This window comes from Clostridium thailandense (assembly GCF_019207025.1).
Lineage (GTDB): Bacteria > Bacillota > Clostridia > Clostridiales > Clostridiaceae > Clostridium_AM > Clostridium_AM thailandense.
Genome location: NZ_JAEEGC010000137.1, coordinates 1 through 25,786 on the forward strand (window position 1 = coordinate 1; position 25,786 = coordinate 25,786).

At 34.5% G+C, this 25,786-nt stretch carries 26 protein-coding genes and 2 pseudogenes; 18 read left to right on the forward strand and 10 right to left on the reverse strand.

From position 1 onward, the window contains the following. The 5 genes and pseudogenes from I6U48_RS29845 to I6U48_RS23140 form a co-directional block, all read left to right on the forward strand. Positions 1-130, forward strand: a pseudogene (locus I6U48_RS29845) (cobalamin-binding protein); the annotation flags it as partial. Positions 131-241: 111 nt separating this feature from the next. Then, the gene (locus I6U48_RS23125) at positions 242-1,042 is read left to right on the forward strand and encodes a methyltetrahydrofolate cobalamin methyltransferase (RefSeq protein WP_218322851.1); all 801 of its coding nucleotides are present in this window, start codon (positions 242-244) and stop codon (positions 1,040-1,042) included. A gap of 83 nt (positions 1,043-1,125) precedes the next feature. Further along, the gene (locus tag I6U48_RS23130) at positions 1,126-2,649 is read left to right on the forward strand and encodes a glycine betaine uptake BCCT transporter (protein WP_218322852.1); all 1,524 of its coding nucleotides are present in this window, start codon (positions 1,126-1,128) and stop codon (positions 2,647-2,649) included. A 341-nt stretch (positions 2,650-2,990) separates the two neighbouring features. Continuing rightward, a complete protein-coding gene (locus tag I6U48_RS23135) occupies positions 2,991-5,057 on the forward strand; it encodes a methyl-accepting chemotaxis protein (protein ID WP_218322853.1) in 2,067 nt (688 codons plus the stop codon). Positions 5,058-5,264: 207 nt separating this feature from the next. Then, positions 5,265-5,939: a DUF1638 domain-containing protein gene (locus tag I6U48_RS23140; protein ID WP_218322854.1), complete on the forward strand. Its 675-nt coding sequence runs from the start codon at positions 5,265-5,267 to the stop codon at positions 5,937-5,939. Between the two features lie 250 nt (positions 5,940-6,189). Here the strand turns inward: I6U48_RS23140 and I6U48_RS23145 are convergent, their stop codons facing one another. Together I6U48_RS23145 and I6U48_RS23150 are read right to left on the reverse strand one after the other, a co-directional pair. Next, positions 6,190-6,750, reverse strand: coding sequence for a flavodoxin family protein (locus I6U48_RS23145; protein WP_218322855.1), 561 nt, complete (start codon positions 6,748-6,750; stop codon positions 6,190-6,192). A gap of 219 nt (positions 6,751-6,969) precedes the next feature. Beyond that, entirely contained in the window at positions 6,970-7,929 is a 960-nt protein-coding gene (locus tag I6U48_RS23150; RefSeq protein ID WP_218322856.1) for an AraC family transcriptional regulator, read from the reverse strand. A 329-nt stretch (positions 7,930-8,258) separates the two neighbouring features. Here I6U48_RS23150 and I6U48_RS23155 point away from each other — a divergent pair, with 329 nt between their 5' ends. Then, positions 8,259-10,922 carry a translation factor GTPase family protein gene (locus tag I6U48_RS23155; RefSeq protein ID WP_218322857.1) on the forward strand — a complete coding sequence of 888 codons (2,664 nt, stop codon included), beginning with the start codon at positions 8,259-8,261 and terminating at the stop codon, positions 10,920-10,922. 196 nt (positions 10,923-11,118) lie between these two features. Here I6U48_RS23155 and I6U48_RS23160 read toward each other — a convergent pair whose 3' ends face one another. Next, positions 11,119-11,670: a flavodoxin family protein gene (locus I6U48_RS23160; protein ID WP_218322858.1), complete on the reverse strand. Its 552-nt coding sequence runs from the start codon at positions 11,668-11,670 to the stop codon at positions 11,119-11,121. Positions 11,671-11,714: 44 nt separating this feature from the next. Continuing rightward, positions 11,715-12,920: an alpha/beta hydrolase family protein gene (locus tag I6U48_RS23165; protein ID WP_218322859.1), complete on the reverse strand. Its 1,206-nt coding sequence runs from the start codon at positions 12,918-12,920 to the stop codon at positions 11,715-11,717. Between the two features lie 129 nt (positions 12,921-13,049). On the opposite strand from I6U48_RS23165, the gene I6U48_RS23170 reads away from it, so the two are divergent. Then, entirely contained in the window at positions 13,050-13,661 is a 612-nt protein-coding gene (locus I6U48_RS23170; RefSeq protein WP_218322860.1) for a TetR/AcrR family transcriptional regulator, read from the forward strand. Between the two features lie 192 nt (positions 13,662-13,853). Here I6U48_RS23170 and I6U48_RS23175 read toward each other — a convergent pair whose 3' ends face one another. The 3 genes from I6U48_RS23175 to I6U48_RS23185 all read right to left on the reverse strand — a co-directional run bounded on the left by I6U48_RS23175 (position 13,854) and on the right by I6U48_RS23185 (position 16,523). Next, complete coding sequence (locus tag I6U48_RS23175) at positions 13,854-14,609, reverse strand: EFR1 family ferrodoxin (protein ID WP_218322861.1); 756 nt, start codon at positions 14,607-14,609, stop codon at positions 13,854-13,856. 328 nt (positions 14,610-14,937) lie between these two features. After that, positions 14,938-15,888, reverse strand: a complete 951-nt coding sequence (locus I6U48_RS23180; protein ID WP_312891121.1) for an AraC family transcriptional regulator — start codon at positions 15,886-15,888, stop codon at positions 14,938-14,940. A gap of 212 nt (positions 15,889-16,100) precedes the next feature. After that, positions 16,101-16,523 carry a MerR family transcriptional regulator gene (locus tag I6U48_RS23185; RefSeq protein WP_218322862.1) on the reverse strand — a complete coding sequence of 141 codons (423 nt, stop codon included), beginning with the start codon at positions 16,521-16,523 and terminating at the stop codon, positions 16,101-16,103. Between the two features lie 230 nt (positions 16,524-16,753). Here I6U48_RS23185 and I6U48_RS23190 point away from each other — a divergent pair, with 230 nt between their 5' ends. The 11 genes and pseudogenes from I6U48_RS23190 to I6U48_RS23240 all read left to right on the forward strand — a co-directional run bounded on the left by I6U48_RS23190 (position 16,754) and on the right by I6U48_RS23240 (position 23,046). Beyond that, positions 16,754-17,518 (forward strand): SDR family NAD(P)-dependent oxidoreductase, encoded by a 765-nt coding sequence (locus I6U48_RS23190; protein ID WP_218322863.1) that lies wholly within the window; start codon positions 16,754-16,756, stop codon positions 17,516-17,518. Positions 17,519-17,554: 36 nt separating this feature from the next. Beyond that, positions 17,555-17,668: pseudogene (locus I6U48_RS30540) on the forward strand (SDR family NAD(P)-dependent oxidoreductase); the annotation flags it as partial. Positions 17,669-17,793: 125 nt separating this feature from the next. Next, positions 17,794-18,363, forward strand: coding sequence for a TetR/AcrR family transcriptional regulator (locus tag I6U48_RS23200; protein WP_218322864.1), 570 nt, complete (start codon positions 17,794-17,796; stop codon positions 18,361-18,363). Between the two features lie 198 nt (positions 18,364-18,561). Beyond that, positions 18,562-19,116 carry a flavodoxin family protein gene (locus I6U48_RS23205; protein ID WP_218322865.1) on the forward strand — a complete coding sequence of 185 codons (555 nt, stop codon included), beginning with the start codon at positions 18,562-18,564 and terminating at the stop codon, positions 19,114-19,116. 480 nt (positions 19,117-19,596) lie between these two features. Then, positions 19,597-19,920 (forward strand): PadR family transcriptional regulator, encoded by a 324-nt coding sequence (locus tag I6U48_RS23210; RefSeq protein WP_218322866.1) that lies wholly within the window; start codon positions 19,597-19,599, stop codon positions 19,918-19,920. A 2-nt stretch (positions 19,921-19,922) separates the two neighbouring features. Next, the gene (locus I6U48_RS23215; RefSeq protein WP_218322867.1) at positions 19,923-20,270 is read left to right on the forward strand and encodes a DUF1048 domain-containing protein; all 348 of its coding nucleotides are present in this window, start codon (positions 19,923-19,925) and stop codon (positions 20,268-20,270) included. A 161-nt stretch (positions 20,271-20,431) separates the two neighbouring features. Then, a complete protein-coding gene (locus tag I6U48_RS23220; protein ID WP_218322868.1) occupies positions 20,432-20,779 on the forward strand; it encodes a DUF1048 domain-containing protein in 348 nt (115 codons plus the stop codon). Positions 20,780-20,834: 55 nt separating this feature from the next. Further along, the gene (locus tag I6U48_RS23225) at positions 20,835-21,185 is read left to right on the forward strand and encodes a DUF1048 domain-containing protein (protein WP_218322869.1); all 351 of its coding nucleotides are present in this window, start codon (positions 20,835-20,837) and stop codon (positions 21,183-21,185) included. A 94-nt stretch (positions 21,186-21,279) separates the two neighbouring features. Further along, positions 21,280-21,468 (forward strand): cysteine-rich KTR domain-containing protein, encoded by a 189-nt coding sequence (locus I6U48_RS23230; protein ID WP_218322870.1) that lies wholly within the window; start codon positions 21,280-21,282, stop codon positions 21,466-21,468. A gap of 51 nt (positions 21,469-21,519) precedes the next feature. Continuing rightward, entirely contained in the window at positions 21,520-22,281 is a 762-nt protein-coding gene (locus I6U48_RS23235; protein ID WP_218322871.1) for an ABC transporter ATP-binding protein, read from the forward strand. Positions 22,282-22,314: 33 nt separating this feature from the next. Continuing rightward, entirely contained in the window at positions 22,315-23,046 is a 732-nt protein-coding gene (locus I6U48_RS23240) for an ABC transporter permease (RefSeq protein ID WP_218322931.1), read from the forward strand. A 292-nt stretch (positions 23,047-23,338) separates the two neighbouring features. Here I6U48_RS23240 and rsmH read toward each other — a convergent pair whose 3' ends face one another. From rsmH to I6U48_RS23255, 3 genes are all read right to left on the reverse strand, one after another. After that, on the reverse strand, positions 23,339-24,403 hold the full coding sequence (gene rsmH / locus I6U48_RS23245; RefSeq protein ID WP_218322872.1) for a 16S rRNA (cytosine(1402)-N(4))-methyltransferase RsmH: 1,065 nt from the start codon (positions 24,401-24,403) through the stop codon (positions 23,339-23,341). 108 nt (positions 24,404-24,511) lie between these two features. Further along, positions 24,512-24,709: a hypothetical protein gene (locus I6U48_RS23250; protein ID WP_218322873.1), complete on the reverse strand. Its 198-nt coding sequence runs from the start codon at positions 24,707-24,709 to the stop codon at positions 24,512-24,514. A 30-nt stretch (positions 24,710-24,739) separates the two neighbouring features. Then, complete coding sequence (locus tag I6U48_RS23255; protein ID WP_218322874.1) at positions 24,740-25,540, reverse strand: SDR family oxidoreductase; 801 nt, start codon at positions 25,538-25,540, stop codon at positions 24,740-24,742. Positions 25,541-25,786: the final 246 nt, after the last annotated feature.

A 25,786-nucleotide genomic window follows, 5' to 3' on the forward strand; every position in this document is an offset into this window, starting at 1 on the left:
AAATACAAAAGTATTAGTAGGTGGAGCACCTGTATCTCAAGAATATGCAGATAAGATTGGTGCTGATGGATATAGTGATGATGCCCCTGGATGTGTAGAATTGGTTAAGAAATTTATGGCATTAGCTTAATTCTTAAGCCTTATAAATTTAGTACTTATTTACTTATTATAGAGCTGACTGTTGTAAAGATGAGTTCATCAGTCAGCTTTAAGTCAATTATTTAATAGGAGTTGATTAAATATGTATATAACTGGAGAGCTAATAAATGCAAGCCGTAAGCTAATTGGGCAAGCGATAAGAGAGCAAAATAGTGAATATATAAAACAAATAGCTAAAGAACAAGAAGAAGCAGGTGCAAATTATATAGATGTAAATGCAGGTATCTTTGTTGAGGAAGAACCAGAATATCTTGAATGGCTCGTGAAAAATGTTCAAGAAGCTGTAAACATACCCTGCTGCATAGATAGTCCAAGTTCAGTGGCGCTAGAAAGAGGTCTTGCTGCACATACAAAAGGAACTCCCATGATAAACTCAATATCTTTAGAGAAAGATAGATATGATCAAGTTATGTCTATTGTAAGAAACACAGATTTAAAGGTTGTTGCTTTATGTATGAGTGATAAAGGAATGCCTCAAACAAAAAATGAAAGAGTAGAGATTGCAGATAAGTTGGTAAATGATTTAGTAAAAAATGGTGTAAAAACTGATAATATTTTTCTTGATCCACTAGTTCAGCCTATTGGAACTAATGATACTTTTGGAATTGAGTTTATTGATGCAGTTGAGGAGATAAGAAATACTTTTCCAGAAGTTCATTTCATGTGTGGGCTATCCAATATTTCCTTTGGTTTACCTGATAGAAAATATATGAATAGTATATTTGCAGTAATGGCAATAGCTAAAGGACTTGATGGTTTGATGATAAATCCATTAGATAAAAAAATGATGGCAAATATTATTGTTGCTGAAACATTAGCTGCAAGAGATAAGTCTTGTATGAAATATTTAAAAGCATATAGAAAGAAAAAATTTGAATTTTAATAAATGAAATCATAACGAAGCAAGATTCGCATATAAAGATGCAAGTAATACAATAGTCATAGTTGAAAGGAGAAGATAAAATTATGTCTAATGGAGAAGATACTAATAACCGTACAGTACTATATGTATCGGCTGCGATTGTATTGATTTTCGTAGCGTGGGGCTTGTTTCTTCCTTCTGCGATGAGCAAAGTCGTTAATAGTGTGTTTGCTTTTCTGACAACAGATTTTGGATGGCTTTATCTTTTAGCAGTTGCTGTTTTTCTCGTTGTTGCACTTGGAATAGCTTGTAGCCGTTATGGAAGAATAAAACTTGGTAAAGACGATGATAAACCTGAGTTTACCAATTTACAGTGGTTTGCTATGTTATTTGGCGGAGGTATGGGCATAGGACTTGTATTTTGGTCAGTTGCAGAACCTATGATGCATTACTTGTCCCCTCCTATAGGTCAAGGAGGAACACCTGAGTCCATGGCTCTCGCCATGAGAATTGTTTTCTTTCATTGGGGGATTCATGCATGGGTAGTATTTGCAATAGGTGGGCTGGCTCTTGCGTATTTTCAATTCCGAAAGGGAATGCCTTTCTTAATCAGTTCAGCTTTTTATCCGCTTATTGGAGAAAAGGTTTACGGTCCAATTGGCAAAGCTATAGATGTACTTTCAGTATTTGCAACAGTTTTCGGAGTTGCTACAAGCTTGGGATTAGGGTCAAGTCAGATAGCAACAGGGCTTCAATATATATGGGGCATAAAATCATCTCCGGGAACAATTTCAATAATAATTGCTATAATGACGGTAATATTTACTCTTGCTACAGTATCAGGCTTGCATAAAGCAATGCAGATGACGGCAAATATAAAGTTATGGCTCTCAGTTGGTTTTATGGTATTTATATTCCTTTTTGGCGGCATGGTTGGAATACTAAATAATCTTATAGGTACGCTTGGCGGATATTTGCAGAATTTTGTGGGACAAACCCTTTGGATGGGTAACTTAAGCTGGGTTGGAGGATGGACAATATTTTACTGGGCATGGTGGATAGCCTGGGCTCCTTTTGTAGGACAATTTGTTGCCCGTATATCTAAAGGACGTACTATAAGAGAATTCGTATTTGCAGTTTCACTGCTTCCAGCTGGGTTTTCTTTCGTATGGCTTGCTATATATGGCGGAGCAGCATTCCAGATGGATAAAATTTCGCATGGAGCTATACAAGCTGCTGTGAATGCAGATTACACTACAGCTTTATTTGCAACCTTGAAGCAGATGCCATTTTACACATTAACAGGTCCACTTGCAATTATTCTTATAGTTGCATCATTTATAGGTGCAGCCAATTCAGCTACCTTCGTGCTTGCAATGCTTACTTCAGGCGGGAATATGAATCCTGACCAAAAACTCAGAGGCTTCTGGGGAATTGCACAAGGAGCTATGACCATAGTTCTTATTCTAGTGGGTGGAACAGCTGCGCTTAAGGCTCTTCAGACAGCTTCAATTGCAGCGGCATTCCCCTTTATGTTAATAATGCTGGTAATGTGTTATAGCATTTTTAAAGCATTAAGGGAGGATGAAAATGAAGTCAATAATAAAGTGTTAAATAATGGAGAATAAATTTAAGAGATATTGAAAAATCGCTATGTAATTTACTGTATAAAATCTGTAAAAGATTATAATTATAGTAGGAATTTTTTATGGTAATAAATTAAATAAATAGATAAAATAGGAAATAAATAAAAAAGGTTAGATATTTTGAAATAGCAATATTAAAAGTATGTTGAAATTTAGATAAAATAGAAAAATTTTAACATACTTTTAATTTTTTACTCGGCAGATGCTCTAATGACCTACTTATTGATATTGACATGCCAACGTAATTATTAACAAGTGTTCTGTGATAATTAATAGTGGTAATAAACGGAATAAAAATTTAGCCGAAAAATGGAGATGATATCATGGATAAAAGAATTTTCGGAATAAAAGGGAAAATTTTGATATCTTCGGTTATAGTTCTTTTGATAACTCTACTAAGTATTAGTAGTATTGTAATGTATCAAGTAAATAAAAGGGCTTATGATGATTATTTTGCTAATTCCAAAGAACAAATGAAGATTGTTTCGCAGGCAATTAACATTTTTTATGATCAGATTGACAAAAATATTGGCATGTTAGCAACAAATCCTTCAGTAATGATGCTCGATAACAACATTATAACTTATAAAAATACAACTAAAGATACTCCAATGACTCCGTCAACTAACGGAGGAATTGAACAAGAAATCTATAAAGTATTCGAGCAATATGCAAATAGTCACAAAGGTACAAGTTATGTATATATAGGGACAGAAAATGGAGGATATATACAATGGCCAGAAGAAAGTATACCAGCAGGATTTGATCCTTCAAAAAGACCTTGGTTTATTGATGCCATGAGTAAAAAGGGAAGTGTTATTAGAACAGAACCATACACTTATAAGTCCCAACTACTTACTAGTAATGCTCGTACACTTACTGATAAAAATGGAAAAATTATAGGCGCAATAGGAATCGATATACAACAATCTGATATTAGTGATATGCTAAATAAAATGAAGATTGGTAAAACAGGATATTCAATAATTGTACATGATAAAGGTTTAATAATGGCAGATGGTAAAAATCCTAAAAACAATTTTAAAAAAATTGGAGAGATTGGTATTAAGGGATTGGATAAGCTCCTAGCTAAAGATCTAAAATCATTTGATGTTACTATTGATGGTGAAAAATATATTGTCAGTCCATATAAAGTCGAGGGAACTAATTGGATATTAGCATCATTTATTACAGAAAAAGAGCTAATGTATGGTGCAAGAAAAATAATAAATATGTTAATGATTTCTGCAGCAACTATACTATTATTAACATCAATTTTGTTTAATTTCATTTCAGGTAGTATAACAAAACCTATCTTAGCAGTGACAAAAAGAGTACAAGATTTTGCTAATTTAGATTTTTCGATAGATGAAAAATCCAATGCACTAAAATACTTAAACAGAAAAGATGAAGCAGGGGATATGGTAAGGGCTTTTAGAAGCATGAGAGAGAACGTATCAGAATTTATTCAGAAAACTTCAAATGTAGCAGAACAAGTTGCTGCTTCATCGGAAGAATTGACTGCTACTTCGGAACAAGCAGCTACGGTATCAAATGAAGTTGTCAAAACTATTGATGAAATCGCAAAAGGAGCTGTTGATCAAGCTAAGGATACTCAAACGGCAGCTAGCAGTGTAGAAGAGTTGGGTAATTTATTAGAACAAGATTTAAATTATATGAAAGAACTCAATATTGCAGCAGTTCAAATTGAAAAGCAAAAAGAAGAAGGTTTTTTGATTTTGAAAGAGCTTATTAGTAAAACTCAAAAAAATAATGATGCTGCTAGCGATGTTTACCAGATCATTATAAGCAATAATGAAAGTTCAGAAAAAATTGAAAGCGCTAGCACCATGATTCAAAGCATTGCAGATCAGACTAATCTTTTAGCTTTAAATGCTGCAATAGAAGCTGCAAGAGCAGGAGAATCAGGAAAAGGTTTTGCAGTTGTTGCCGATGAAATAAGAAAGCTTGCAGAGCAGTCTAATAACTTCACAAATGATATCAAAACTGTAATAAATGACCTAAAGACAAAATCGCAAAGAGCAGTTAGTTTTATGGAACAAAACAAGCTGATTGCTGAAGAACAAACTGGTAGCGTTGAAGCAACTGAAGGAAAATTTGAAGGAATAGCAGAGGCCATAGATTCTATAAAAATCATAATTAATAACCTTAATAATTCTGCAAACTTGATGGCAGACAATAAAAACAAAATTATTGAACTAACGCAAAATCTATCTGCAATATCAGAAGAGAATGCTGCTGGAACAGAACAGGTATCTGCGTCTATGGAAGAACAAGCTTCTACAATTGAGAATATTTCTAAGTCAGGGGAAGGCTTAGCTACGATTGCAGAAGAATTAAGAGTATTAATATACAGATTTAAGATTTAGTTTTTAAAAAGTGAAAATAATAAAGATTAATCTAAACGACTAAAGGCGGTCATATATTTTAAGGACTTTAGTCGTTTAGTCTTTTATGCATCTTTAAGTAAATAAAATGAAAACTGAACTTATATAACAGAACTTACGCATACAAAATAAACCATATAATAAAAGAAGGCATTTAAGCACTCAACTTTATAGAAAAGGAGAAATATTATGAAAATAAAGTTAATTGGATGTGAGTCTACAAGAAAAGAAGTGGAATTGCTGCCCAAGAAAGAAAAAATAGAATCAATTTTCTTAGACTTTACTTATCATGCAGATCCTAAAAAACTAAAAAATAAAGTTCAGAAAATTATTAATGAGAGTCAAGATTACGATTATATTATATTAACTTACGGTAGATGCTCTAATGCTCTTGTGGGAATTGTTTCACCGCTTACTCCCTTAATTTTTCCAGGCACTCATGATTGTATTGGAACACTTTTAGGATCTAATGTAAGACATAAAAAGATTTTAGAGGACAATAAAGGTGCGTACTATTTTAGTATAGGATGGTTAGAATATGGAAAAAGTCCACTGCAAGAGTATATGGAGTATAAGGAAAGATATGGGAAAAAGAAAGCGGGATATATTATTAAATCTCTATATGGAGCCTATGATACAGGAATACTTATTACTACAAATGCAATGACAGAAGTAAATTTGTACAGAAATAAACTGAATGAAATTGCAGATTTTTTTCACTGGAAGGTAAAGGAAGTTAAGGGGGAAGGAAGTATTCTATGTGATTTAGTAAATAGAAAAATAGGAAAGGATATTTTATATGTTAAACCAGGAGAGCCGATAACAGAAAGTCTTTGGGAACAGGGAGATGGTCATGAAGATTAAAGTAAATTTCTATTCAAGTAATAGCACATCCGTATTTTTTATAAATTTAGAAAAAATCCACCTAGAATTATAGTATATAGTTTCAATGGCAGTATGGATATTATTAGTATAAACTAGAGCGTTGAATAAAGAAAAGGGAAATTGCTATATATCATATAGTAACTTCCCTGAGAACTTGCAATGATTAGATATTAGTTACATCGCATTTGCAGATTAATTTCTTATTAAGAGTTAATGTCATTTGATGAAATTAACTTAGTTTTTGTCCCATATCTTCAGCTTGCTTTAAAATCTCTGCGTGACTTATAATATCATCTGTGGTTAACAAACCGCCAGCAATAATGTTTCCGCAATTTTCCATTTTAAAATGATCGCTGAATAATGTGTTCAGATATTCTGTAACATTTTTGAATGCCTCTGCGGGAGCACCACTGCAAGTAACTGTTATGTACTTTTTTCCCGGTAAGTGTTTCACAGAGTGATCAGATTGTACAAAAAACGGAAATAGTCTGTCTAAGAAATTTTTGGTAATCCCAGTAACTTGCAGCATATAAACTGGTGTTCCTAAGACAATGCAGTCAGCATCGGCTATTTTGGGTAAAAGAGTTGTCATTTTGTCATTAATTGAGCAATAATCAACTTTATTTGACTGACATGCACCGCAGGCCCTACATCCCTTAATATCTAAATCTGACAAATTATAAATTTCAACTTCGTGATTGTTTTCTTCCAAACCCACGCAAAGTGAATTGATAATTTTTGAAGTGTTTCCATCTTTCCTCGGACTACCTACAAAAGCTATAATTTTCATGTTTCTTTCCTCCTTGAATTCATTTTATAAAGTAAAATCTTTCTGAACTGCCGAGCAGCAGAACTCTACTTGAACCATCTGGGTATATAAGTGATAAGCACTGGTTCAAAGCCTAAATTTATTATAGTCCGTTTCATACCAGTATATTTGCCTTTTTTTCTTTTCTTTTTGCCTAATTCTCCAGATAATTTTTTGAGTTTTGATCGCATATAGTTTTGGTTATTTTTGTATTTGTGAATGATTACGCAATCTAGCAATATCTTTTCTGGGTGAAGCTCCGAAAAAGCTGCTGTAATCACGGCTAAACTGAGAATCACTCACATATCCAACCATTCTGCAGGCAGTAGTGGCATCCATTTGGCTGGATAACATTAGATGCCTTGCTTCCTGAAGCCGCAGAGTTTTCTGATATTGCATAGGAGTCATCGAGGTGACTGCTTTAAAATGTTCGTGAAAAGAGGACACGCTCATATGAGTGAGTTCAGCAAGGTCTGCAACTTTTATTTGCTGAGAAAAATTCTCCTGGAGCCAGGCAATTGCCTCTGCCACCTGATGTACGCTGGAGTCTGCAAAACCCATTTCAGCAACATGAACACCAATGGGACTGCGAAGAAGTCGAATTAGAATTTCATCCATAATGAGCGGACCCAGCAATTCAGCGTCGCCGGGCTTTTGTAGACACTCCAGCAGTCTTATAACAGCGTTGACAATGCTCACATCGGTATCAATCACATAACCAGCACTCCATTGATGCACTGGTGGAAGGCCGTTAGGATATACTTTCAAAACCAACTCTGCAATTCTCTGCGGGTTGAGGTCCAGCCTGACAGCAAGGAGCGGCTTTGACTTGCTTGCCTTTATGGCATTTAGGGTAACCGGCAGGGATACAGGATGCATCATCATTTGAGACTTACCCAATTGGTATGTTTCCTGACCCACTGTGATGGACTTAGCCCCTTGTGCAACAATGCCCCAAGAGGGCAGATAGAAAGTTTTTATGCAGTCCAAGGCTATATCTGAATAGCGGGCGATATGTAGACCAGGTATTGGCAGACTTACAACACCGTCATGTGAAGTATAAGTGTGTAAAAGATGTGCCAGCCGGGTTATTTCTGTTTCTAGCACATTCTCGGCATTAGCTGACGTCGGGAAAATAAAATTCTCACCTGTTATAATCATTGTTTTACTAATAACTCCTTATCTAAAGTTTTTAGAATTGTTAGGCGATACCCTCGTGTGAGATTTAAACAAATGTATTGAAACTCCAAATATCGCTCTTATTTATAATAACATATCAATATAGAAAAAGGCCATCTGTACTGCATTAAGTAAAAGTAATAGTGTTATATATAAAAATTGCCCAATGAGTTTAATGACATAACTCTCTTAGGTCTATTATTATACTCAAAAATACCGTATAATAAGTAATAAAATGCAGTAAGTTTAGCAGTGAGCATTTAAAAATATGTTATATTGAAAGAACTGAAGTAAAGGGATTGAAATAGATTATGAAAAAAATAGTGACAGGAATATTAGCACATGTAGATGCAGGAAAGACAACCTTATCAGAAAGTATGCTCTATTTAAGCGGGAAGATTCGAAAACTGGGAAGAGTAGACAATAAAGATGCATACTTAGATACCTATAAGCTGGAGAAAGAAAGAGGGATAACAATATTTTCAAAGCAAGCTGTTTTTAAGTTTGAGGAAACAGAAATTACTTTGCTTGATACTCCAGGGCATGTAGACTTTTCAGCTGAGATGGAGAGAACCCTTCAAGTATTAGATTATGCAATTTTAGTAATCAGTGGTGCCGATGGAATACAGGGACATACGCAAACCTTATGGCGCCTTTTGTCTATATATAAAATACCAGTGTTTATATTTATTAATAAAATGGATCAAGTAGGTGCTGATAAGGAAAAGCTTATGAAAGAGCTAAAAAGACGACTAAATGATGGGTGTATAGAGTTTCAGGAAAAGGATATGGATACCTTTTATGACCAAATAGCAATGTGTGATGAAAAGGCCATGGAGAATTTTATAGATACAGGTGAAATTAAAAATATTGAGATTTCAAAGCTAATAAAAAGCCGTAAGGTTTTTCCGTGTTTTTTTGGGTCTGCCCTTAAATTAGAAGGTGTTCTCGAATTCATTGGTGGAATAGTAAAATATACAGAGAAACCTTTATATCCAAAAGAGTTTGGTGCAAAAGTATTCAAGATTAGTAGAGATGATCAAGGAAACCGTCTAACCTTTATGAAAATAACAGGAGGAAGCTTAAAGGTTAAAATAGCTTTAACTAATAAGAATACTGACCTAAAAGATAGTTTCTATAATATTTGGGAAGAGAAAGTAAATCAAATTAGAATCTATTCAGGTCAGAAATTTGAACCTGTAAGTGAAGCAGAGGCTGGATCAATATGTGTGGTTACAGGTCTTACTAAAACTCGTCCGGGTGAAGGGCTTGGGATAGAAAGTGCTTCTTCTAAACCTCTCCTTGAGCCTGTATTATCCTATCAGGTAATATTGCCAGAAGGGTGTGATCCAAGAACTATGCTTCCAAAGCTCCGTGAAATAGAGGAAGAAGAACCAGAGCTTCATATTGTTTGGGAGGAGAATCTGCAAGAAATTCAGGTTCAAATAATGGGAGAAGTACAAATTGAAATTTTACAAAGCATTATAAAAGAGCGCTTTAATATTGATGCAGCCTTCGATTCAGGATCTATACTTTATAAAGAAACAATTCTAAATACCGTAGAAGGTGTTGGGCATTTTGAGCCTCTAAGGCATTACTCAGAAGTGCATCTACTCATGGAGCCAGGAGAATTAGGCAGTGGATTACAGTTTTCTACAAACTGCAGCGAAGATTATTTGGAAAAGAGCTGGCAGAGATTGATTCTGACTCATCTGGAGGAAAAGGGGCATAAAGGTATCTTAACCGGCTCACCCATAACAGATATGAAGATAACCTTAGTAGCAGGAAGAGCTCATAAAAAGCATACTGAAGGCGGGGACTTTAGAGAAGCTACTTATCGTGCAGTGAGGCAGGGTCTTATGCAGGCAGACTCCATATTATTAGAACCGTATTATGAATTTCAACTGGAGCTGCCGGAAAAAATGGTGGGAAGAGCCATGACGGATATTGAAAAAATGAATGGAACCTGTGAAATAGCTGGGTTAAACGGTGAAATGGCAATAGTTACAGGTAGTGCTCCGGTAATTACTATGAGAAACTATCAAAGAGAAGTAATCAGCTACACTAAAGGCCAGGGAAGACTATTTTACAGTTTAAAGGGTTATGCTCCTTGCCATAATTCAGAGGAAATTATAGAAAGTATAGGATATGATCCTGAAAGAGACATATCTAATCCTGCAGATTCAGTTTTTTGTGCTAATGGTGCAGGCTTTTTAGTGAATTGGGATGAGGTTAAAAATTACATGCATATAGAAAGCCATTTGCAGAAAGAAAAAACCGCTAATTCGAAGTTAACAAAAAAGGTACCCCCAGCACAGGAACGAACTATAGGCTTAGATGAGATTGACGAAATCATAAATAAAACCTTTTATGCCAATCAAGGTAAAAAGTCCATATGGAAAAAGAGAAGAACTGCCCTAGAGAGCCATTATAAAACTGATAATTATACTACTGTAAATAATGTAATAAAGGAAGCTTATCTATTGGTAGATGGCTATAATATTCTATTTGCCTGGGAAGAGCTAAAGGAAATTGCAGCAGATAATATTGATGCAGCCAGGACAAAGTTACTGGATGTTTTATGTAATTATCAAGGGATTAAAAATAATAAAATTATCGTTGTTTTTGATGCCTACCGTGTTCAGGGGCATCGGGTTGAAATTTCTGATTATAATAACATTCATGTAGTTTATACAAAAGAAGCAGAAACTGCAGATCAATATATTGAAAAATTTGTTCATCAGCACCATGGAGACTATAGTATAACAGTTGCTACATCAGACAGCTTGGAACAGATAATCATCAGAGGGAACGGGGCAGGATTAGTATCTGCTATGGAATTAAAGGAAGAAATAGAGTGGGCTAATAAAAAGATGATGGAAGCATATAGAGAAAAGTATAGTAAGAATCATAATTTTTTATCTGATAAGTTATCTGAAGAAGATAAAGAACAGTTTAAGAAATTTTTAAAGTGATATGTTATGATTAATTGAAAATCCATAAAAGATAGGAAGACAAATACTATGCGTTCATAAAAACTTTGGCTATGTTAAAGAATAATATTGATAATATACAATATTTAAAGGGAACTCGTAAAGGTTCCCTTAATTTGGATTATATAATCATTAAGAACTGACTTTTTGCCACTTTTATTCGATATCACATTCAATCTTATTCAGCCAAACTTTCACCATCTTTAAATGCTCTTAAAGATAAATTATTAAACATTTCATCATCATTTCCACAATAGTGAATGCAATCCTCCAATTTCCAACCAAATACGTCAAAAATATTATTAACATATTTAATGGCTTCCTGACCTTTTTTAGGATCTAAGCTTGCTTGAGCAAATATAGTTATTAATTTTTTACCTGGATGTCTAGGAATAAACTTATGGGGAAGCTCTTCAACCATTGGAAATGTACGGTCTAACCAAATTTTTGCTTGACCTGTAATTTGATACATATATATTGGGGAACCAAATACAATAGCATCTGCTTCAGCAATAACTTTATACATTGGCTGTAAGTAATCCTTAATAGCACATCCGTCATGAGTACGGCAATAAAAACATCCTTGACATCCACGTATTCCATTATAATTTAAATCAAATTCAATAATCTCAGCGCCTTTTGATTTTGCTCCTTTTGCCACTTGATCTAATAATTTTGTTGTATATCCATTCTTTCTTGGACTACCTTTAAAAATAACTACTTTTGACATTTTTCATCTCTCCTTTTAATATAAAAATTTAAATCCTATGCTATCTATATATCTCTAAGAATCTTCTCAATCCAACTGAAAATACGTTCATTTGCAATTAATTTAGCTCCAGCTTGGCAGTGGAATTCAGCGCCTTCTTCGGCTGTAAATAAAATAAAATCTTTATAGCAGGTAAGCTCATCATATAGATGCCTTGCTTGATCTCTAAGCAGTTTGTCATTTTCTGAATCAACGATTAAGGTAGGACATTGTATTTTTTCTGCCAATCCTTTCATATAAAAATCGCCTACTTTTACAATTAATTCAGCAGGGGTATTTTCGCCAAATACATACATTCCATGTGAAAAACTCCATTTTGCTTTTGAGCTTAGTTCCATTTTTTCCTTCACAGCTTTATTAAATTTTTCTGAATCAGAAAGTGCGAAATTTAAAAATTCTTCTCTTGGCATATTAAAGATACTTGTAAATCCACCTAAAAAGTCATATACTCCTCCATTTGCAATGCAGCCTGCAAGTCGATGTTCAAAAGCTGCAGCTCTAGGAGCAAGATACCCACCTAAACTTTGTCCCCATAAGACAATCTTCTTTGGGTCTACCTCTTTTCTTGTAAGCAGATAGTCTATCACTGGGGTTATAACCTTCTCGTAGTCATGTCTGAAAAATAATTTTTGTTTATGTACTGCTTCTCCTTGTCCTGGTCCCTCGAAAGTAATACAATGCATACCGTGTTCAAGTGCATCCATTGCCATTCCGTAAAATGCTTCCTTTGTTCCATCAAAGCCAGTCATAGCAATTAAAACTGGTTTTGGTTCCTCTGAATTCTCTAATTTATAAAAATGTCCTGGAAGTGTTGTATTTTCATAGGGGATTTTCACTTCTTCAATAACAGGCTTATTAAGTTTCATCACATGTGAAAAGCAATCTATGCTTGCATTGTATAATTCATCTATCTTTGGATTCTCTGGATTTTCATGAAGGTAGAATTCTGCAATTCTATAATAATTAGAAGCTCTAAGATAAGCTTTTCTTGCACTTATTAAGTGGCCATCTGCAAAACTATCCTCTGCAACTTTTTGCAAACGTTTGGCTGTTTTAGTCCATTCTTCACACCAGCTTTGATAATTTCCATCTTTAATTTTTTGTGCTGTTGAAACCACTTCTCCTATATCTGCAGCTTTGAAAGCAGTGTCTCCAAGAAGTCCTAATACCTTAGATGCGAATTGATCATCTTCAAAAATCAAATTATTCATTGCCATTCTCCTTTACAGTATTTATTGTTTATGCAACACGTTGTTGCTATAATTAAAATATATCAGATACAGACTTATATTCAACCAACATTACTTATAGTTTGTTTTATATACAACAAAGGAGTGAAAATGTTGCAAAATACACATGATATTCGAACAAAAAGGACACACCAGCAGATAAGGAATGCACTTATTAATCTAATTTTTGAAAAACATTTTGATAACATTACAGTTGGTGATATAGCTAATAGAGCCATGATTAATCGTTCTACCTTTTATAGATATTATCAAGATAAATACGACGTTGTACTAAAAATCTTTGAAGAAGCAATGGAAAAAATGAAAAAAGATTTAGGTCCGCCTAAAGAAAGCCTTAAGAATCTTAATGAAGAACAAAGATCTGATCCTTGGGTGAAACTATTTGAACACTTTGCTGAAAACAGTCGATTATATCTGGCAATGCTGGATGATTCATGTAACATCTGGTTTATGTCTAGACTGCGCAGCCAAATCATCTCATTGCTGAGAGAACGTGAAAAATTAAGAAGCTCTTTCATAGTAAACAAAGAAGACTGCTCACCAGAGATACAAGAAATGGCATTCTTATTTACCGCTAATGCTTTAATAGGCACTATTGATTGGTGGTTAAAGTCGAAATGCACTCCTGATTCAGAAAAAATGTCTTATTTGTTTAGATCTTATTTTAAAAATGGCTATGTAGGAATGTTGAATAAAAATTGATGTTGTGATTCAAATTCTGCATTTATAAAATTATGTTGCTAGTTTAATGGAGAGAAGCAACATCTAGATTGAATCAAATTCTTGATAGAATATTATTAGAATGTGTGACTTTAAACTTGAAAAATGTGGGGTGTTTATTGATTTTTATAGGTGATAAATTCAAAAATAAAGTCACACATTCATATAAAATAGCTATGTTAATTGAGAAAATTTTACTTTAGGATTATGGTACCTTTGCTTGTTTTGAGTTTTGTCTTTGTAATTGATAGCCTTTTGTGGGCACCAATGAATACAAGCAAGACATTTTTCACAGTTATGCTTGAAAGTTACTTTTTCATCTATAATCTCAATATTTTTTGCTGGACAAACTGAAACACAAATTCCGCATCTTGTGCAACTCTTTGAAACGCTATAATCTTTATCTGTAGACTTAAAATTGGCAGAGGCTTTGTTATGCATCTTTCTAAGAATACCCAAACTGCCCTTTATTTTGTGTTCTTTTCTGTTTTTGATATTTTGAATGATGACAGCAAGTCTATCATCGGCTTTTGCGAGCAGTTTATCTACTTTATCGGTCTTTATATCGACCATAAATATATAGTTTGACAAGATAGGAAGTTTAGAACCGTAATGTAAATATGAACCTTTTTCTTTCAGCATATTGTCCACATCTGTTAGACATGTACCTATAGCTCCCCCACAGGTAACCACTGAAAAGAAATAGGCATTTTTATTGAAGTTACTGCTTTTTATGAAATCATATACCATATTGGGTAGCCCCCATGCATAAACAGGAAAAACAAAACCGATTACTTCGCTGTTGCAATTATAATTCATTCCGGCTTTGGAGAGTGACACCACATCGGTGTCACCCAAAGCATTGGCGATATCAAGGGCGGTTTGCAGGCTGTTCCCTGTTGCAGAAAAGTAAAAAATTGTTTTATTCATAGTCATATACATCACTATTAATTTTATTTACATTTAATAAGCTTTTACCATATAAGTGTAAAAATCCAGGTTTTCGCACTGATTAGCTCATGAACGACTGCTGAGCCGATAAATCCTATGGGACATGTAACAAAAACACGCATAATAAATTTCTCTTAAACAATTAAGTAGTTATTCTATGAACTTATTTTATCTTGCAGTTCATCAAAAGATTTGCCTGTTCCACGTTAATTTTTGCCTAATCCTCCGAAAAATCTACTGAACTTTAACTGGGGATGTAAGGTGAAAGCTTTTGGTACCATACTATGCGGCTTGGTCGGTCTAGCCTTTATGCTTTTTGACGCAAACTGGTGACATCTCTCCTTGGTGGCCTTCCGAAAAAGCGACTGTAATCTCTGCTGAATTGGGAATCGCTCACATAACCAACCAGCTGACAGGCAGTGGTAGCATCCATTGAATTGGAGAGCATCAGACGTCTAGCTTCATGAAGACGCAGTGCTTTTTGATATTGTAGCGGGCTCATCGAAGTAACTGATTTAAAATGTTCATGAAAGGAGGACTCGCTCATATGTACCAGCTTGGCTAAGTCTACAACCTTAATCTGCTGAGAAAAGTTGTTTCGGAGCCAGGCAACAGCTTTTATAATTCGCTGCACATCAGAATCTGCAAAACCCATTTCAGCAACATGAACACCGATGGAACTGCGAAGAACTCGTATCAAAATCTCATCCAACACGAGAGGGGCAAGTAATTTAGTGTCATCGGAGCTTTGTAGACACTCCACCAGCCGTCGGATTGCATTGACAATGCCAAAGTCGGTGCTCGTGACGTAACCCGCGCTCCACTTACGAATGGTCGGCAGACCTTGTGGATACACTTTCATTACTAACTCGGAGATCCTTTGAGGGTCGAGTTCCAAGCCAACACTGAGGAACGGCTCAGAAGGACTGGCCTGTGTGGTTCGGAGAGCAACAGGTAAGGCAACGGGTAAAGTGAGCATATGTGATCTACCGACATCGTAGATTTTGTTCCCTAAAGTAACAGCCTTTGCCCCTTGTGCAACGATTAATAAGGAAGGTAAGCATAAGGTTTTTATAGTATTCGTTTCGATTCTTGAATAACGATTGATATGCAAACCAGGGATACGGTGACTAAAGGTACCGTCATGTGGAGTTTGCGTATAGATTAGGTGTGCCAGCCGTGATATTTCTTCTTCATGTGTCCCACCGACGTTACCAGACGCTGAAGGAACTGAATGTATATTTAGCTCTTTCATCATTTCGAAAGCAACTCCTTTTGCTTCAATATTTCTCTAAATGTATTTTATTTCTTAATTAATATACATTATACAATATAGTCCTCTGAACACTAAGTATAAATCATATAAGTTTAACCACTTGTTTTTAAACTTTACAATATTGTAAAAATATTTAGGTGCATATACAAATATTTGCAGAAAATATGCAGGTATAAATGGAGGAAACTGGCTGATTATAGCAAGTTATTTTCATATTTTTCATCATGAACTTTTTTTCTTTCTTCGTTAATAATTTGGACTGCGTCAGGAGATGCATATTTTTCTATTTTTGAACGAATAAGATCTAAATTTTCATTGAGACCATTTATTTGGTTTAAAATTACTTCTTGATGCTCCAAAAGTAATTTTTTTCGTAAATCTATGGTGCTAGCACCTTCCATGCAGAAATCAATATACTTTTTAATATCTTTAAGTTGCATGCCAGTATTCTTTAGACAACAAATTGTTCTAAACAGACTTACGTCTGATTCAGTAAAAACTCTATTTCCTGATTTATTTCTCAAGACAAATGGTAGAAGTCCCTCTTTGTCATAGAAACGAATTGTGTATATAGAAACGCCAAACATTTTTGATATATCTTTTATAGTATAAGTCAATTTTAAGATCTCCTTTAAAATTTATTAAAAAAAGCTTGACCTAGATATAACTCTAGGCATTAAGATGAGTATAAATCATAAGAAATTAATTTTCAAGCGATTTATATATTCTTAGATTAATATGGAAATTAATAGCTAAGGTAATGTTATCTTTGAAATATAAGTAGCAGTATAAATAATGAGATATTAATTTCTAAATGATTAATAAATATTTAAAGGAGAGGTTTTTAATGAATCAAAATAGTAAAATTGCATTAGTTACAGGTGGAAGTCGTGGAATTGGTAGAGATTCTGCAATATCATTAGCTAAAAAGGGGATAGATGTAATTATCACTTACAATAATCAAAAAGAAAAAGCAGATGAAGTTATAAAAGAAATTGAAGCAAATGGTGGTAAAGCTGCTGCTATTCAGCTAGATGTAAGTAATATATCTTCCTTTGATTCCTTTGCATCTAAGTTATCAGATGTTTTAAAGGATAAATGGAATAGAGAGCAGTTTAATTTTTTAATTAATAATGCTGGGATCTCAAATCACACTCCTATTTTAGAAGTTACAGAAGAGGAATTTGACAAAATAGTTAATGTACACTTTAAAGGAGTTTTCTTTTTAACACAGAAACTAAATCCGCTTATTGCTGACAAAGGTGGAATTGTGAACACTTCAACAGGATTAACTCGCTTTACATTTCCAGGTTCTGGACTTTATGCTGCTGCAAAAGGAGCAGTAGAAGTCTTTACTAGATATTTGGCTAAAGAATTAGGAGCTAGAGGTATAAGAGCGAATACTATAGCGCCTGGAGCTGTTAACACTGAATTTAGTGGAGATACTTATATTAAAAATCCAGGTTTGAAAGATACAATTAGTTCTTATGCTGCACTCGGAAGAATTGGAGAAGCTTCTGATATTGGAGGTGTTGTTGCTAGTCTATGTACGGATGAAATGGGATGGGTTACCGGTCAACGTATTGAAGCATCTGGTGGTATGTTATTATAGTAAAATAATATATTGAAATAAGGTGTTAAGGCTAGTGCAATTCAAGCAGATGTTTCAAAACCGCAAGAAGTACGCAATATGTTTGAAATCGCTTTAAAAGAATTTGAAAAAATTGATATTGTAGTAGCAAACGCAGGAATTGAATATTGAATGATCATTCAAAAAAGTATTGACTTTAATTGAATGATCATTTAATATAGAAATATGAAATATAAAAACATATAAAAAATAGTTATTAAAGCAACATAATACCAAAGGATGAGGTAGAATTAGCTATGAGATATAAAGATGATGACAAAAAAGAAAAGATTACTAAAGCAGCAATACAGCTTATAAATGAAGTGGGATTAGCGGAAATCTCAATATCAAAGATAGCAAAAAAAGCTGGAATTGCCCCTGGAACAATTTATACTTATTTTGATAATAAAGATGATATGCTTAGAAAACTTTTTCTGGAAGCTAAAAAAGATATGCAGCAAAAAATATCAAATGGAGTTAATATTTCTGAGCCAACAGAAGCTGAATTTAAAAAGATATTGAATAATTATATTACTTTCTTTATAAACAATAAGGATAACTTTCTCTTTATTGAACAGTTCATGAACTCACCATTTGTTTTAAAAATTTATGAAGAAGTTCAGATGATTGGTAGGCCGTTAGTAGAGTTTTTAGAAAATGGTAAAAAGTGCGGTGTTTTTAAGGAAGTTGATATTGAACTATTGTTTATTTATTCTTTTAGTCCATTAATGCAAATTGCTAAAAAGTATTTCAATGGGGAGTTTGAATTTACAGAACAAAATATTAGGGAAATAATTGAAATGAGTTGTACTTCAATAAAAAAATAAACTTTTCTTAGTTAATTAAATGAATGTTCAATAATCATAGCGCTAGCTTTAAATTACATTACTCTAACTTTAGGCTGAGAGTTAGTTTTGTAAATGTCCTAACAAAATTAATACAACATTATTTAGGAGAGTTATTTGAATGAATATTCATTTATTATAAAAATACTATATAAAAAATAACTAAATGGAGGTAATTAAATGAGTAAAGTTGTAGTATTCGTTGGAAGTCCTAGAAAAAAGGGGATTTCTACTCAGCTCCTTAATAAGGCAATTGATGGGGCGAAATCCGAAGGAGCAGAAATTGTAGTTTATGATCTCAATGATACAGGAATTAGAGGATGTCAGGCATGTGATTATTGCAGAAAGGAGAAAGTCTGTATTATAAAAGATAAACTACAATCTATGTATAGCGACATCGCTTCTGCTGATGGGATTATAATAAGTTCACCAATTTATATGTCTGACTTTAGTGGACAGGCAAAGATTTGGTTTGACCGTTTACGTCCTATGTTTGGACATGACTTCAAGCCACGTTACCCCGGAAAAAAGATTATGGCTGTATTTGCACAGGCGGCAGATAATGAAGACTTTTGTAGTAATCTGTTTGAATCGCTAAAGATGCGTTCTGAATTTTTTGGATGGGATCTAATTGATAATATACTTGCATGTGGTACGGAGACTCCGGAATATAGCATACCTCAAGAACTCCTGGACAGGGCTTTTACTGATGGCAGGAGATTAGTAGTAAAATAAAGTTGATGCTGACACATAACCATTAAGATTTTCGTGGTAATTAAAAACAGAACAATGCTGTATAAGGATTTATGGACAATCTATAATTAAACTCCATTACAGAAGGTCAGAAGTTAATCAAATTTTGATTTACAGATGAATTTTCAGGAATTCCATACAAAGTGTTTTTACCAATACTGCATGATGACAATTTCAAATTTTTAAGTAAATATTGAAGTGCGTTTTATTTTCCCTCAGACTAATAGTTTGAGGGAGTTTTATTTAGGGGGCTGAACTATTGCTCAGAGCTAAGGATATTTGTTTCTATCTCTACTCATTTATCTCTATTATAGGGTGATTGATATCATCCTTAGTATTATTTTAAATCTCGTAGGTAAAAATAAAGGTACTATATTGACATTATAACTACTGCGTGATACTATATAGTAGTAGTAAGTAATACTGAATATCGGTAATACTAGATAGTGAAGAGGTGGTTGTTTGGAAAATATCACGGAAATGTTAAAAGGTGTTTTAGAAGGCTGTGTTCTTGAAATCATCAGCCATGAGGAAATATACGGTTACGAGATTACGAAGAGGCTGAATGCCCTTGGATTTTCGGATGTTGTTGACGGGACAGTCTATACTATATTGGTGCGTCTTGAGAAAAATAAGCTGGTAGAAATTACGAAGAAGCCATCCGATATGGGACCGCCGCGAAAGTTTTTCAAGCTAAACGATATGGGCCGTGAGGAACTGCGAAGGTTCTGGGAAAAATGGGAGTTCGTCGCATCAAAAATCAACCAATTAAAGGAGGAAAAGTAACCATGATGGAATTTTTTAAAAAATTAGCAGGGGATAAAAAAGAGTATAAGCAACAGATGGAACGGGTAAAAATGCTTCCTCACGACTATCAGTTCGTATATAAAAAAATCCAAGAATATATGTGGAATTTTGCGGCAGGAAGTGGCTATGACATGTTGAAGGTTCAATATGAATTGATAGATTTGTTCGAAGCCGGCGCAGCTGAAGGAAAACATGTATTAAAAATTACTGGTGAGGATGTGGCAGCGTTCTCTGATGAACTTCTGCGCAATGCCAAAACATATACGGAAAATTGGCGAGAGAAACTAAACCGCGACATATTGAATAAATTTGGAAAAGTGAACGATTAAAAATGATTGATTAAGCTATAACCATAAAAGACTTGAAAAAACCTACAAAAAAGAGGTTCTGAATGGCGCACACTTTGCACCAGGGTCAAGGAACTGGAGAAGTTTTGGGAAAGGCTGGAATTCGTATCATCAAAAATTAACGAGTTAAAGGAGAAGATATAATGAATTTTTGGGAAAAAGTTACGGGAAGCGATATGACTAAAGAAATGAAAGTTTTTGAATCCCGAGCCCAAAATCTACCAACTGATTATCAAGGGGCATGGGAAAAAATTAAGACTAATCTTTGGCAACACTCAGATTTCACCGGTCGCAATCTAATGCCAATTCTTGATGGTGTGCTTGAAATGCTGGAAGAAACAGCGGCGAATGGGCAGAGCATCCAAGAGGTTTTGGGTGACGATATCAAAGGCTTCTGTTCAGCACTAGTTGACAAAGAAGGGGCGAAATCTTTTCGCGACAAGTGGCGCCAGCAACTCAACAATAATATTCATAAAAAATTAGGTAAGTAGGGGGATGAGGAGTAATAATCCTCATGTACAGAGTAAGGAATACAAGGAGGATAAAATGAGAATACAAGATATCATAAAAGGTAAAAAAGAGTGGCGAGCACATATGGCTCGTGTCAAAGCGCTTCCGAAAGATTATCAGATTGTTTATAAAGAAATTCAAAAATATCTCTTTAAGGTTGGCCCAATTGAACTAGCTAATGGAATAGGGCTATTCTCAGGGATTGTCGATCTTTTTGAAGAGGGTGTGGCCTTGGGGAAAGGCGTCCTCGAAGTAACGGGTAGAGACGTGGCAGCTTTCTGCGATGATTTAATCAAAGACTCAAAAACTTACGCTGATACCTATCAAGAATCTGTTGATCAAGAAGTTAACAAGGCTATGAAAAAGGTTACGAATAAAATAAAGTAAAAGTTTGATATCTGAATGGTACAGTCGCCTTTGTCAAAATTAGCTGGTGACATTGCGAGTGGGCAACAAAAACATAAAATAAAGGGGTGGTAAAGTGTGTAAATATGAATGGATATTATGCCCTGTCTGTGGAAGTAAAACAAAAGTTAAGATAGGTGTTGATACGGTGCTTGAAAACTTCCCGCTATTTTGTCCCAAGTGTAAACAGGAAACTATAATCAATGTAAAACAACTGAATATATCAGTTATCAAAGAGCCAGACGCTAAGACGCAGAGCCGATAAACATGAGTTAAATCATAGTTGTCGGCTCTTTTTTTATAGAGGAGGAAAAAAATGAAAAATAATATCATACAAGTTAAAGGGATAAAGAAATCCTACAAAGATGTAGAAGTACTCAAAGGAGTAGACTTTGAAGTAGAGCAGGGAGGTATTTTTGCATTACTAGGTTCCAATGGAGCGGGAAAAACAACGATAATTAGAATTATGGCTACTTTACTTAAATCAGATGCTGGAAGCGTTGTGATCAATGGTTTTGAAGTTGAAAAAAATCCAGGGGACATTAGAGATGCTATTAGTCTCACCGGTCAGTTTGCTGCTATCGATGAAATTTTGACTGGACGTGAAAATCTTCAAATGATAGCAAATCTTAGACATCTTAAAAAACCAAATCAAGTAGTAGATGAATTAATTAATCGCTTTGGTATGTCAGAGGCTGCAGACCGTAGAGTTGGTACTTACTCTGGAGGTATGAAAAGAAGAATTGATATAGCAATGAGTCTTGTAGGAAATCCAAAGATTATTTTTCTAGATGAGCCAACCACAGGTCTTGATCCAGAAGCACGGTTAGAAGTTTGGAAGATTGTAAAAGAGTTAACAGCTTCAGGAACTACAGTATTTTTAACGACTCAATATTTAGAAGAAGCAGAGCAACTTGCGGATAAAATCGCTATTCTTCATGGGGGAAAAATTATTGCGCTAGATACGCTAGAAGGATTGAAAAAATTATTTCCACCTGCAAAAGTTGAATATGTTGAGAAACAACCTACATTAGAAGAAATATTTCTGACAATCATAGGTAAAAAGGGGGCTAAATAAGTGGAATCTACAAATAAATATTTTTTCAAAGATATGAGTGTTATGTTTAGACGTTCTATGCGCCATATTTTTAGAAGTATGGATACAATTATTACTGTTTGTATCACTCCAATTGCGATGATGTTACTATTTGTTTATGTATTTGGTGGTGCAATCCAAACAGGAACGAAAAACTATGTTAATTACCTATTACCAGGTATAATGTTAATGGCTATTGGTAGTGGGATTGCATACGTAGCGTATCGTTTGTTTATAGATAAAGAGCGTGGTATCTTTGAACGTTTTCACTCTATGCCTATCGCCCGTTCTACAGTATTATGGGGACATGTATTAACCTCATTAATTTCAAATGGAATTTCTGTAGTAGTGATTATACTTGTTGCATTATTAATGGGTTTCCGTTCTTCGGCAGGAATCTTAGAATGGCTTATGGTATTTGGAATTCTTGGGATCTTTACACTTGCTTTGACTTGGATTGCTGTAATTGCAGGGCTTGCTGCTAAAACACCAGATGGTGCAGGGGCATTCGCTTACCCAATCATCTTCTTACCATTTATCAGTTCTGCCTTTGTACCAACGAATACTATGCCTTCAGCTGTACGTGTTTTTGCAGAGAGTCAACCTGTAACGCCTATCGTAGAAGCCATTCGTAATTTATTAGCAAACCAGCCAGTAGGAAATGAGATATGGTCTGCTATCGCTTGGTGTATAGCAATAATAGTTGTTGCGTATATATTTGCAATGAGGATTTATAAGAAATTATGATCTATCTTTATACTAAGTACGGTTATTCATCTATATGGGTAAATTACGCAAAAGGGCTATTGTATAAATAACCTTTTGTGTAATTGTATCATCTTTCTATCAAAACATAATAGAGCATAATTGTATTATTATACTGACCACTGCTTGAAAAAAACGCATAAAAAACTGGATTCCGCACATTACGAAATCCAGTTAAAGAATTTTTTTTTCTATGGATTATACAGGGAGCAGTTCAGTACAAGGAAAGCTAGGATTTTGTATTTTCTAGTAGATGTAACATTAAAAATTATCCTTAAGCTTTGATTGCAAAGCGTAATTTAGCACAACTTGCACGACTATTGGCACGGCATTCCTCTGATGATGGGCGAATAGGCTCTGGAGCTATTTCAGAATAAACACCTTCACGGAAAAAGTGCTTAAAAGACTTTTTAACGCGACGATCTTCTCCTGAGTGAAATGTAAGTATAGCAACACGACCACCAGAAGCTAAGACATCCGGAAGTTTTTCTAAAAACTCATCTAGTGCTTTAAACTCACTATTAACTGCAATTCTAAGGGCCTGAAAGGTTCGCTGACAAGACTTTCTAATATCAGAGTCTTTGATTTTTGGAACATATTTTAGAGCATCTTGTATGATATTTCGAAGTTGTGTTGTAGTTAATATATCAATTCCTTTTTTTATGGTAGAAAGAATTGCCCTAGCGATTACTGCAGCATGAGGCTCATCAGCATTTTCTATTAACATATCTTCTATTTCAAATAGTGTCAGTTCTTTTAAAAGCTCTGCTGCAGAGATACCCTCATTCGGATTAAGTCTTAAGTCTAATGGACCATCAGCTTTAAAGGTAAACCCTCTTTCAGGATTATCTATTTGCATAGAAGAAACACCTAAGTCTGCTAATATAAAATTAAAGGACTCAGGTTTAGAGGTAACTTGATCTACTTGTGAAAAGTTCATTTGCTTAATTTCTAAAATTTCTGGTCCATACCCTAAACTTTCTAAACGCTCTTTCGTCTTTGGCAATTCAATAGGATCTACATCAAGTGCATACATGTGCCCTTTTGAATCTAAACATTTAAGCATTTCTAAAGTATGACCACCATAACCTAGTGTTGCATCTAAACCAGTTTGACCAGGTTTAATTTGTAGAATATCCAATATTTCTTTAACACAAATTGAAATATGCATACCTGCAGGAGTTTTGCCTTTCTGAATAATCTTTGCAATATCTTCAGAATATTTCTCTGGATTCAGTTCTTTGTATTTTTCTTTAAAATTCCTAGGATGAGTGCCTTTATATCTAGGACGTCGCTGGTGTTTTGGCTCTTTCTCATCTAATATGTTATCTTGGTTCATTCTATTTCCTCATCTTTACCATATATTTTGTTATAAATTATATGATAGCAGATACGATTTGTTAAAGCAACAACAACATCAACAGGTGACTAGTGATCAGATTTGAGACTAAAATTTCCTCGCTGCACATTGGTACGCCAATAGCAATTCCCTCTCCATTGTTGGTTTAGGGGTCACTTTAACTGTATGCTTTTCTTCAGCAAACAATGCTTTTGCAAAAGGATCACAGTATTCGCTCTGAACTGCTATGATATTTGGTATTTTATCAATGATAGCACTTTCAAGTAACTCTTCTAATGCCTTCATAAAACTTCTTCATTCTCCTTTGAATTATTTTTAGATGGTTCGGATTGTACCACCGTCAATAGTGTGCTCATTTCCAGTAATGTAGGAAGCTCTGTCTGAAGCAAGAAAAGCAACAAGCTCAGCTATTTCCTCAGATTTAGCTGGACGGCCTAGAGGTATACCTCCGAGGGCATCCATCAATTCCTGTCGTGCAGCGTTATAATCACTTCCAGAATTTTGTGCCATTCTTTTAATAAGTCGTTCAGCAGCCTTTGTTTCTGTAAAACCTGGAGCAACTGTATTTATTCGTATTCCATCAGGACCGAACTGAGTAGCCAAGTTCTTACTGTAATTTGTTAGAGCTGCCTTAGCCGCAGAATATGCCATAGTCATATTCCCTGGGAGCCTTCGCTGTATGGAAGATATATGAATTATCACACCTTTATGTTGTTTAACCATAGCTGGCAAGAATCCACGATCTAACCGTACAGAAGAAAAAAGATTAGCATTAAATGTCTGTATCCAGTCTTCGTCACTTAATCCTAGTGCTCCATTAGTGGAAGTCGACGAACCACCTATATTATTGACTAGTATATCCAAGCCTCCAAATTTTTCAAGGGTATCCTTAATGATTTTCTCAGTACCCTCCGGTGTACTGACATCTGCCTGAATAAATTCAACAGAAGCCGGTAAATCTTCTGAAATATTACGAGCAGTTGTTATTATTCTCGCTCCTGAATTAAGCAAACGCAGAACAATAGCATTTCCAATGCCTTTGGTTCCGCCGGTTACAAGTACCCGTTTACCTTCAAATTCTTTACTTATATCAAATAATGATGAATTATTTTCCATAATAGAAATACCTCCTTGCGTTTAAGTTATTTTACTTACTTAGTATAACTAATATAACTTGACGACAGTACGTCAGGTTTTGAAATGATATTTATTTACCACTGGTCATGGAAACAATCACAGTATTTGAATAGAGGAGAATAAAACATGACATGATGTGGTCAGGTTATACCTGTTATTATTAAAAATATTCCATATGCAATGTACGGGATAAAAAATAAAAAATTATATAAAGGAGAAAAACTA

Bases quoted from the DNA above. Each gene is read 5' to 3' on its own strand.
- I6U48_RS23130 (WP_218322852.1), top strand. From the start codon at position 1,126: ATGTCTAATGGAGAAGATACTAATAACCGTACAGTACTATATGTATCG.
- I6U48_RS23160 (WP_218322858.1), bottom strand. From the start codon at position 11,670: ATGTCAAAAGTAGTTATTTTTAAAGGTAGTCCAAGAAAGAATGGATAT.
- I6U48_RS23145 (WP_218322855.1), bottom strand. From the start codon at position 6,750: ATGAAAATTATAGCTTTTGTAGGTAGTCCGAGGAAAGATGGAAACACT.
- I6U48_RS23180 (WP_312891121.1), bottom strand. From the start codon at position 15,888: ATGATGAAAGAGCTAAATATACATTCAGTTCCTTCAGCGTCTGGTAAC.
- I6U48_RS23235 (WP_218322871.1), top strand. From the start codon at position 21,520: ATGAAAAATAATATCATACAAGTTAAAGGGATAAAGAAATCCTACAAA.
- I6U48_RS23225 (WP_218322869.1), top strand. From the start codon at position 20,835: ATGAGAATACAAGATATCATAAAAGGTAAAAAAGAGTGGCGAGCACAT.
- I6U48_RS23200 (WP_218322864.1), top strand. From the start codon at position 17,794: ATGAGATATAAAGATGATGACAAAAAAGAAAAGATTACTAAAGCAGCA.
- I6U48_RS23170 (WP_218322860.1), top strand. From the start codon at position 13,050: ATGTTGCAAAATACACATGATATTCGAACAAAAAGGACACACCAGCAG.
- I6U48_RS23255 (WP_218322874.1), bottom strand. From the start codon at position 25,540: ATGGAAAATAATTCATCATTATTTGATATAAGTAAAGAATTTGAAGGT.
- I6U48_RS23135 (WP_218322853.1), top strand. From the start codon at position 2,991: ATGGATAAAAGAATTTTCGGAATAAAAGGGAAAATTTTGATATCTTCG.
- I6U48_RS23240 (WP_218322931.1), top strand. From the start codon at position 22,315: ATGAGTGTTATGTTTAGACGTTCTATGCGCCATATTTTTAGAAGTATG.
- I6U48_RS23175 (WP_218322861.1), bottom strand. From the start codon at position 14,609: ATGAATAAAACAATTTTTTACTTTTCTGCAACAGGGAACAGCCTGCAA.
- I6U48_RS23190 (WP_218322863.1), top strand. From the start codon at position 16,754: ATGAATCAAAATAGTAAAATTGCATTAGTTACAGGTGGAAGTCGTGGA.
- I6U48_RS23155 (WP_218322857.1), top strand. From the start codon at position 8,259: ATGAAAAAAATAGTGACAGGAATATTAGCACATGTAGATGCAGGAAAG.
- I6U48_RS23205 (WP_218322865.1), top strand. From the start codon at position 18,562: ATGAGTAAAGTTGTAGTATTCGTTGGAAGTCCTAGAAAAAAGGGGATT.
- I6U48_RS23250 (WP_218322873.1), bottom strand. From the start codon at position 24,709: ATGAAGGCATTAGAAGAGTTACTTGAAAGTGCTATCATTGATAAAATA.
- I6U48_RS23215 (WP_218322867.1), top strand. From the start codon at position 19,923: ATGATGGAATTTTTTAAAAAATTAGCAGGGGATAAAAAAGAGTATAAG.
- I6U48_RS23220 (WP_218322868.1), top strand. From the start codon at position 20,432: ATGAATTTTTGGGAAAAAGTTACGGGAAGCGATATGACTAAAGAAATG.
- rsmH (WP_218322872.1), bottom strand. From the start codon at position 24,403: ATGAACCAAGATAACATATTAGATGAGAAAGAGCCAAAACACCAGCGA.
- I6U48_RS23165 (WP_218322859.1), bottom strand. From the start codon at position 12,920: ATGAATAATTTGATTTTTGAAGATGATCAATTCGCATCTAAGGTATTA.
- I6U48_RS23140 (WP_218322854.1), top strand. From the start codon at position 5,265: ATGAAAATAAAGTTAATTGGATGTGAGTCTACAAGAAAAGAAGTGGAA.
- I6U48_RS23125 (WP_218322851.1), top strand. From the start codon at position 242: ATGTATATAACTGGAGAGCTAATAAATGCAAGCCGTAAGCTAATTGGG.
- I6U48_RS23150 (WP_218322856.1), bottom strand. From the start codon at position 7,929: ATGATTATAACAGGTGAGAATTTTATTTTCCCGACGTCAGCTAATGCC.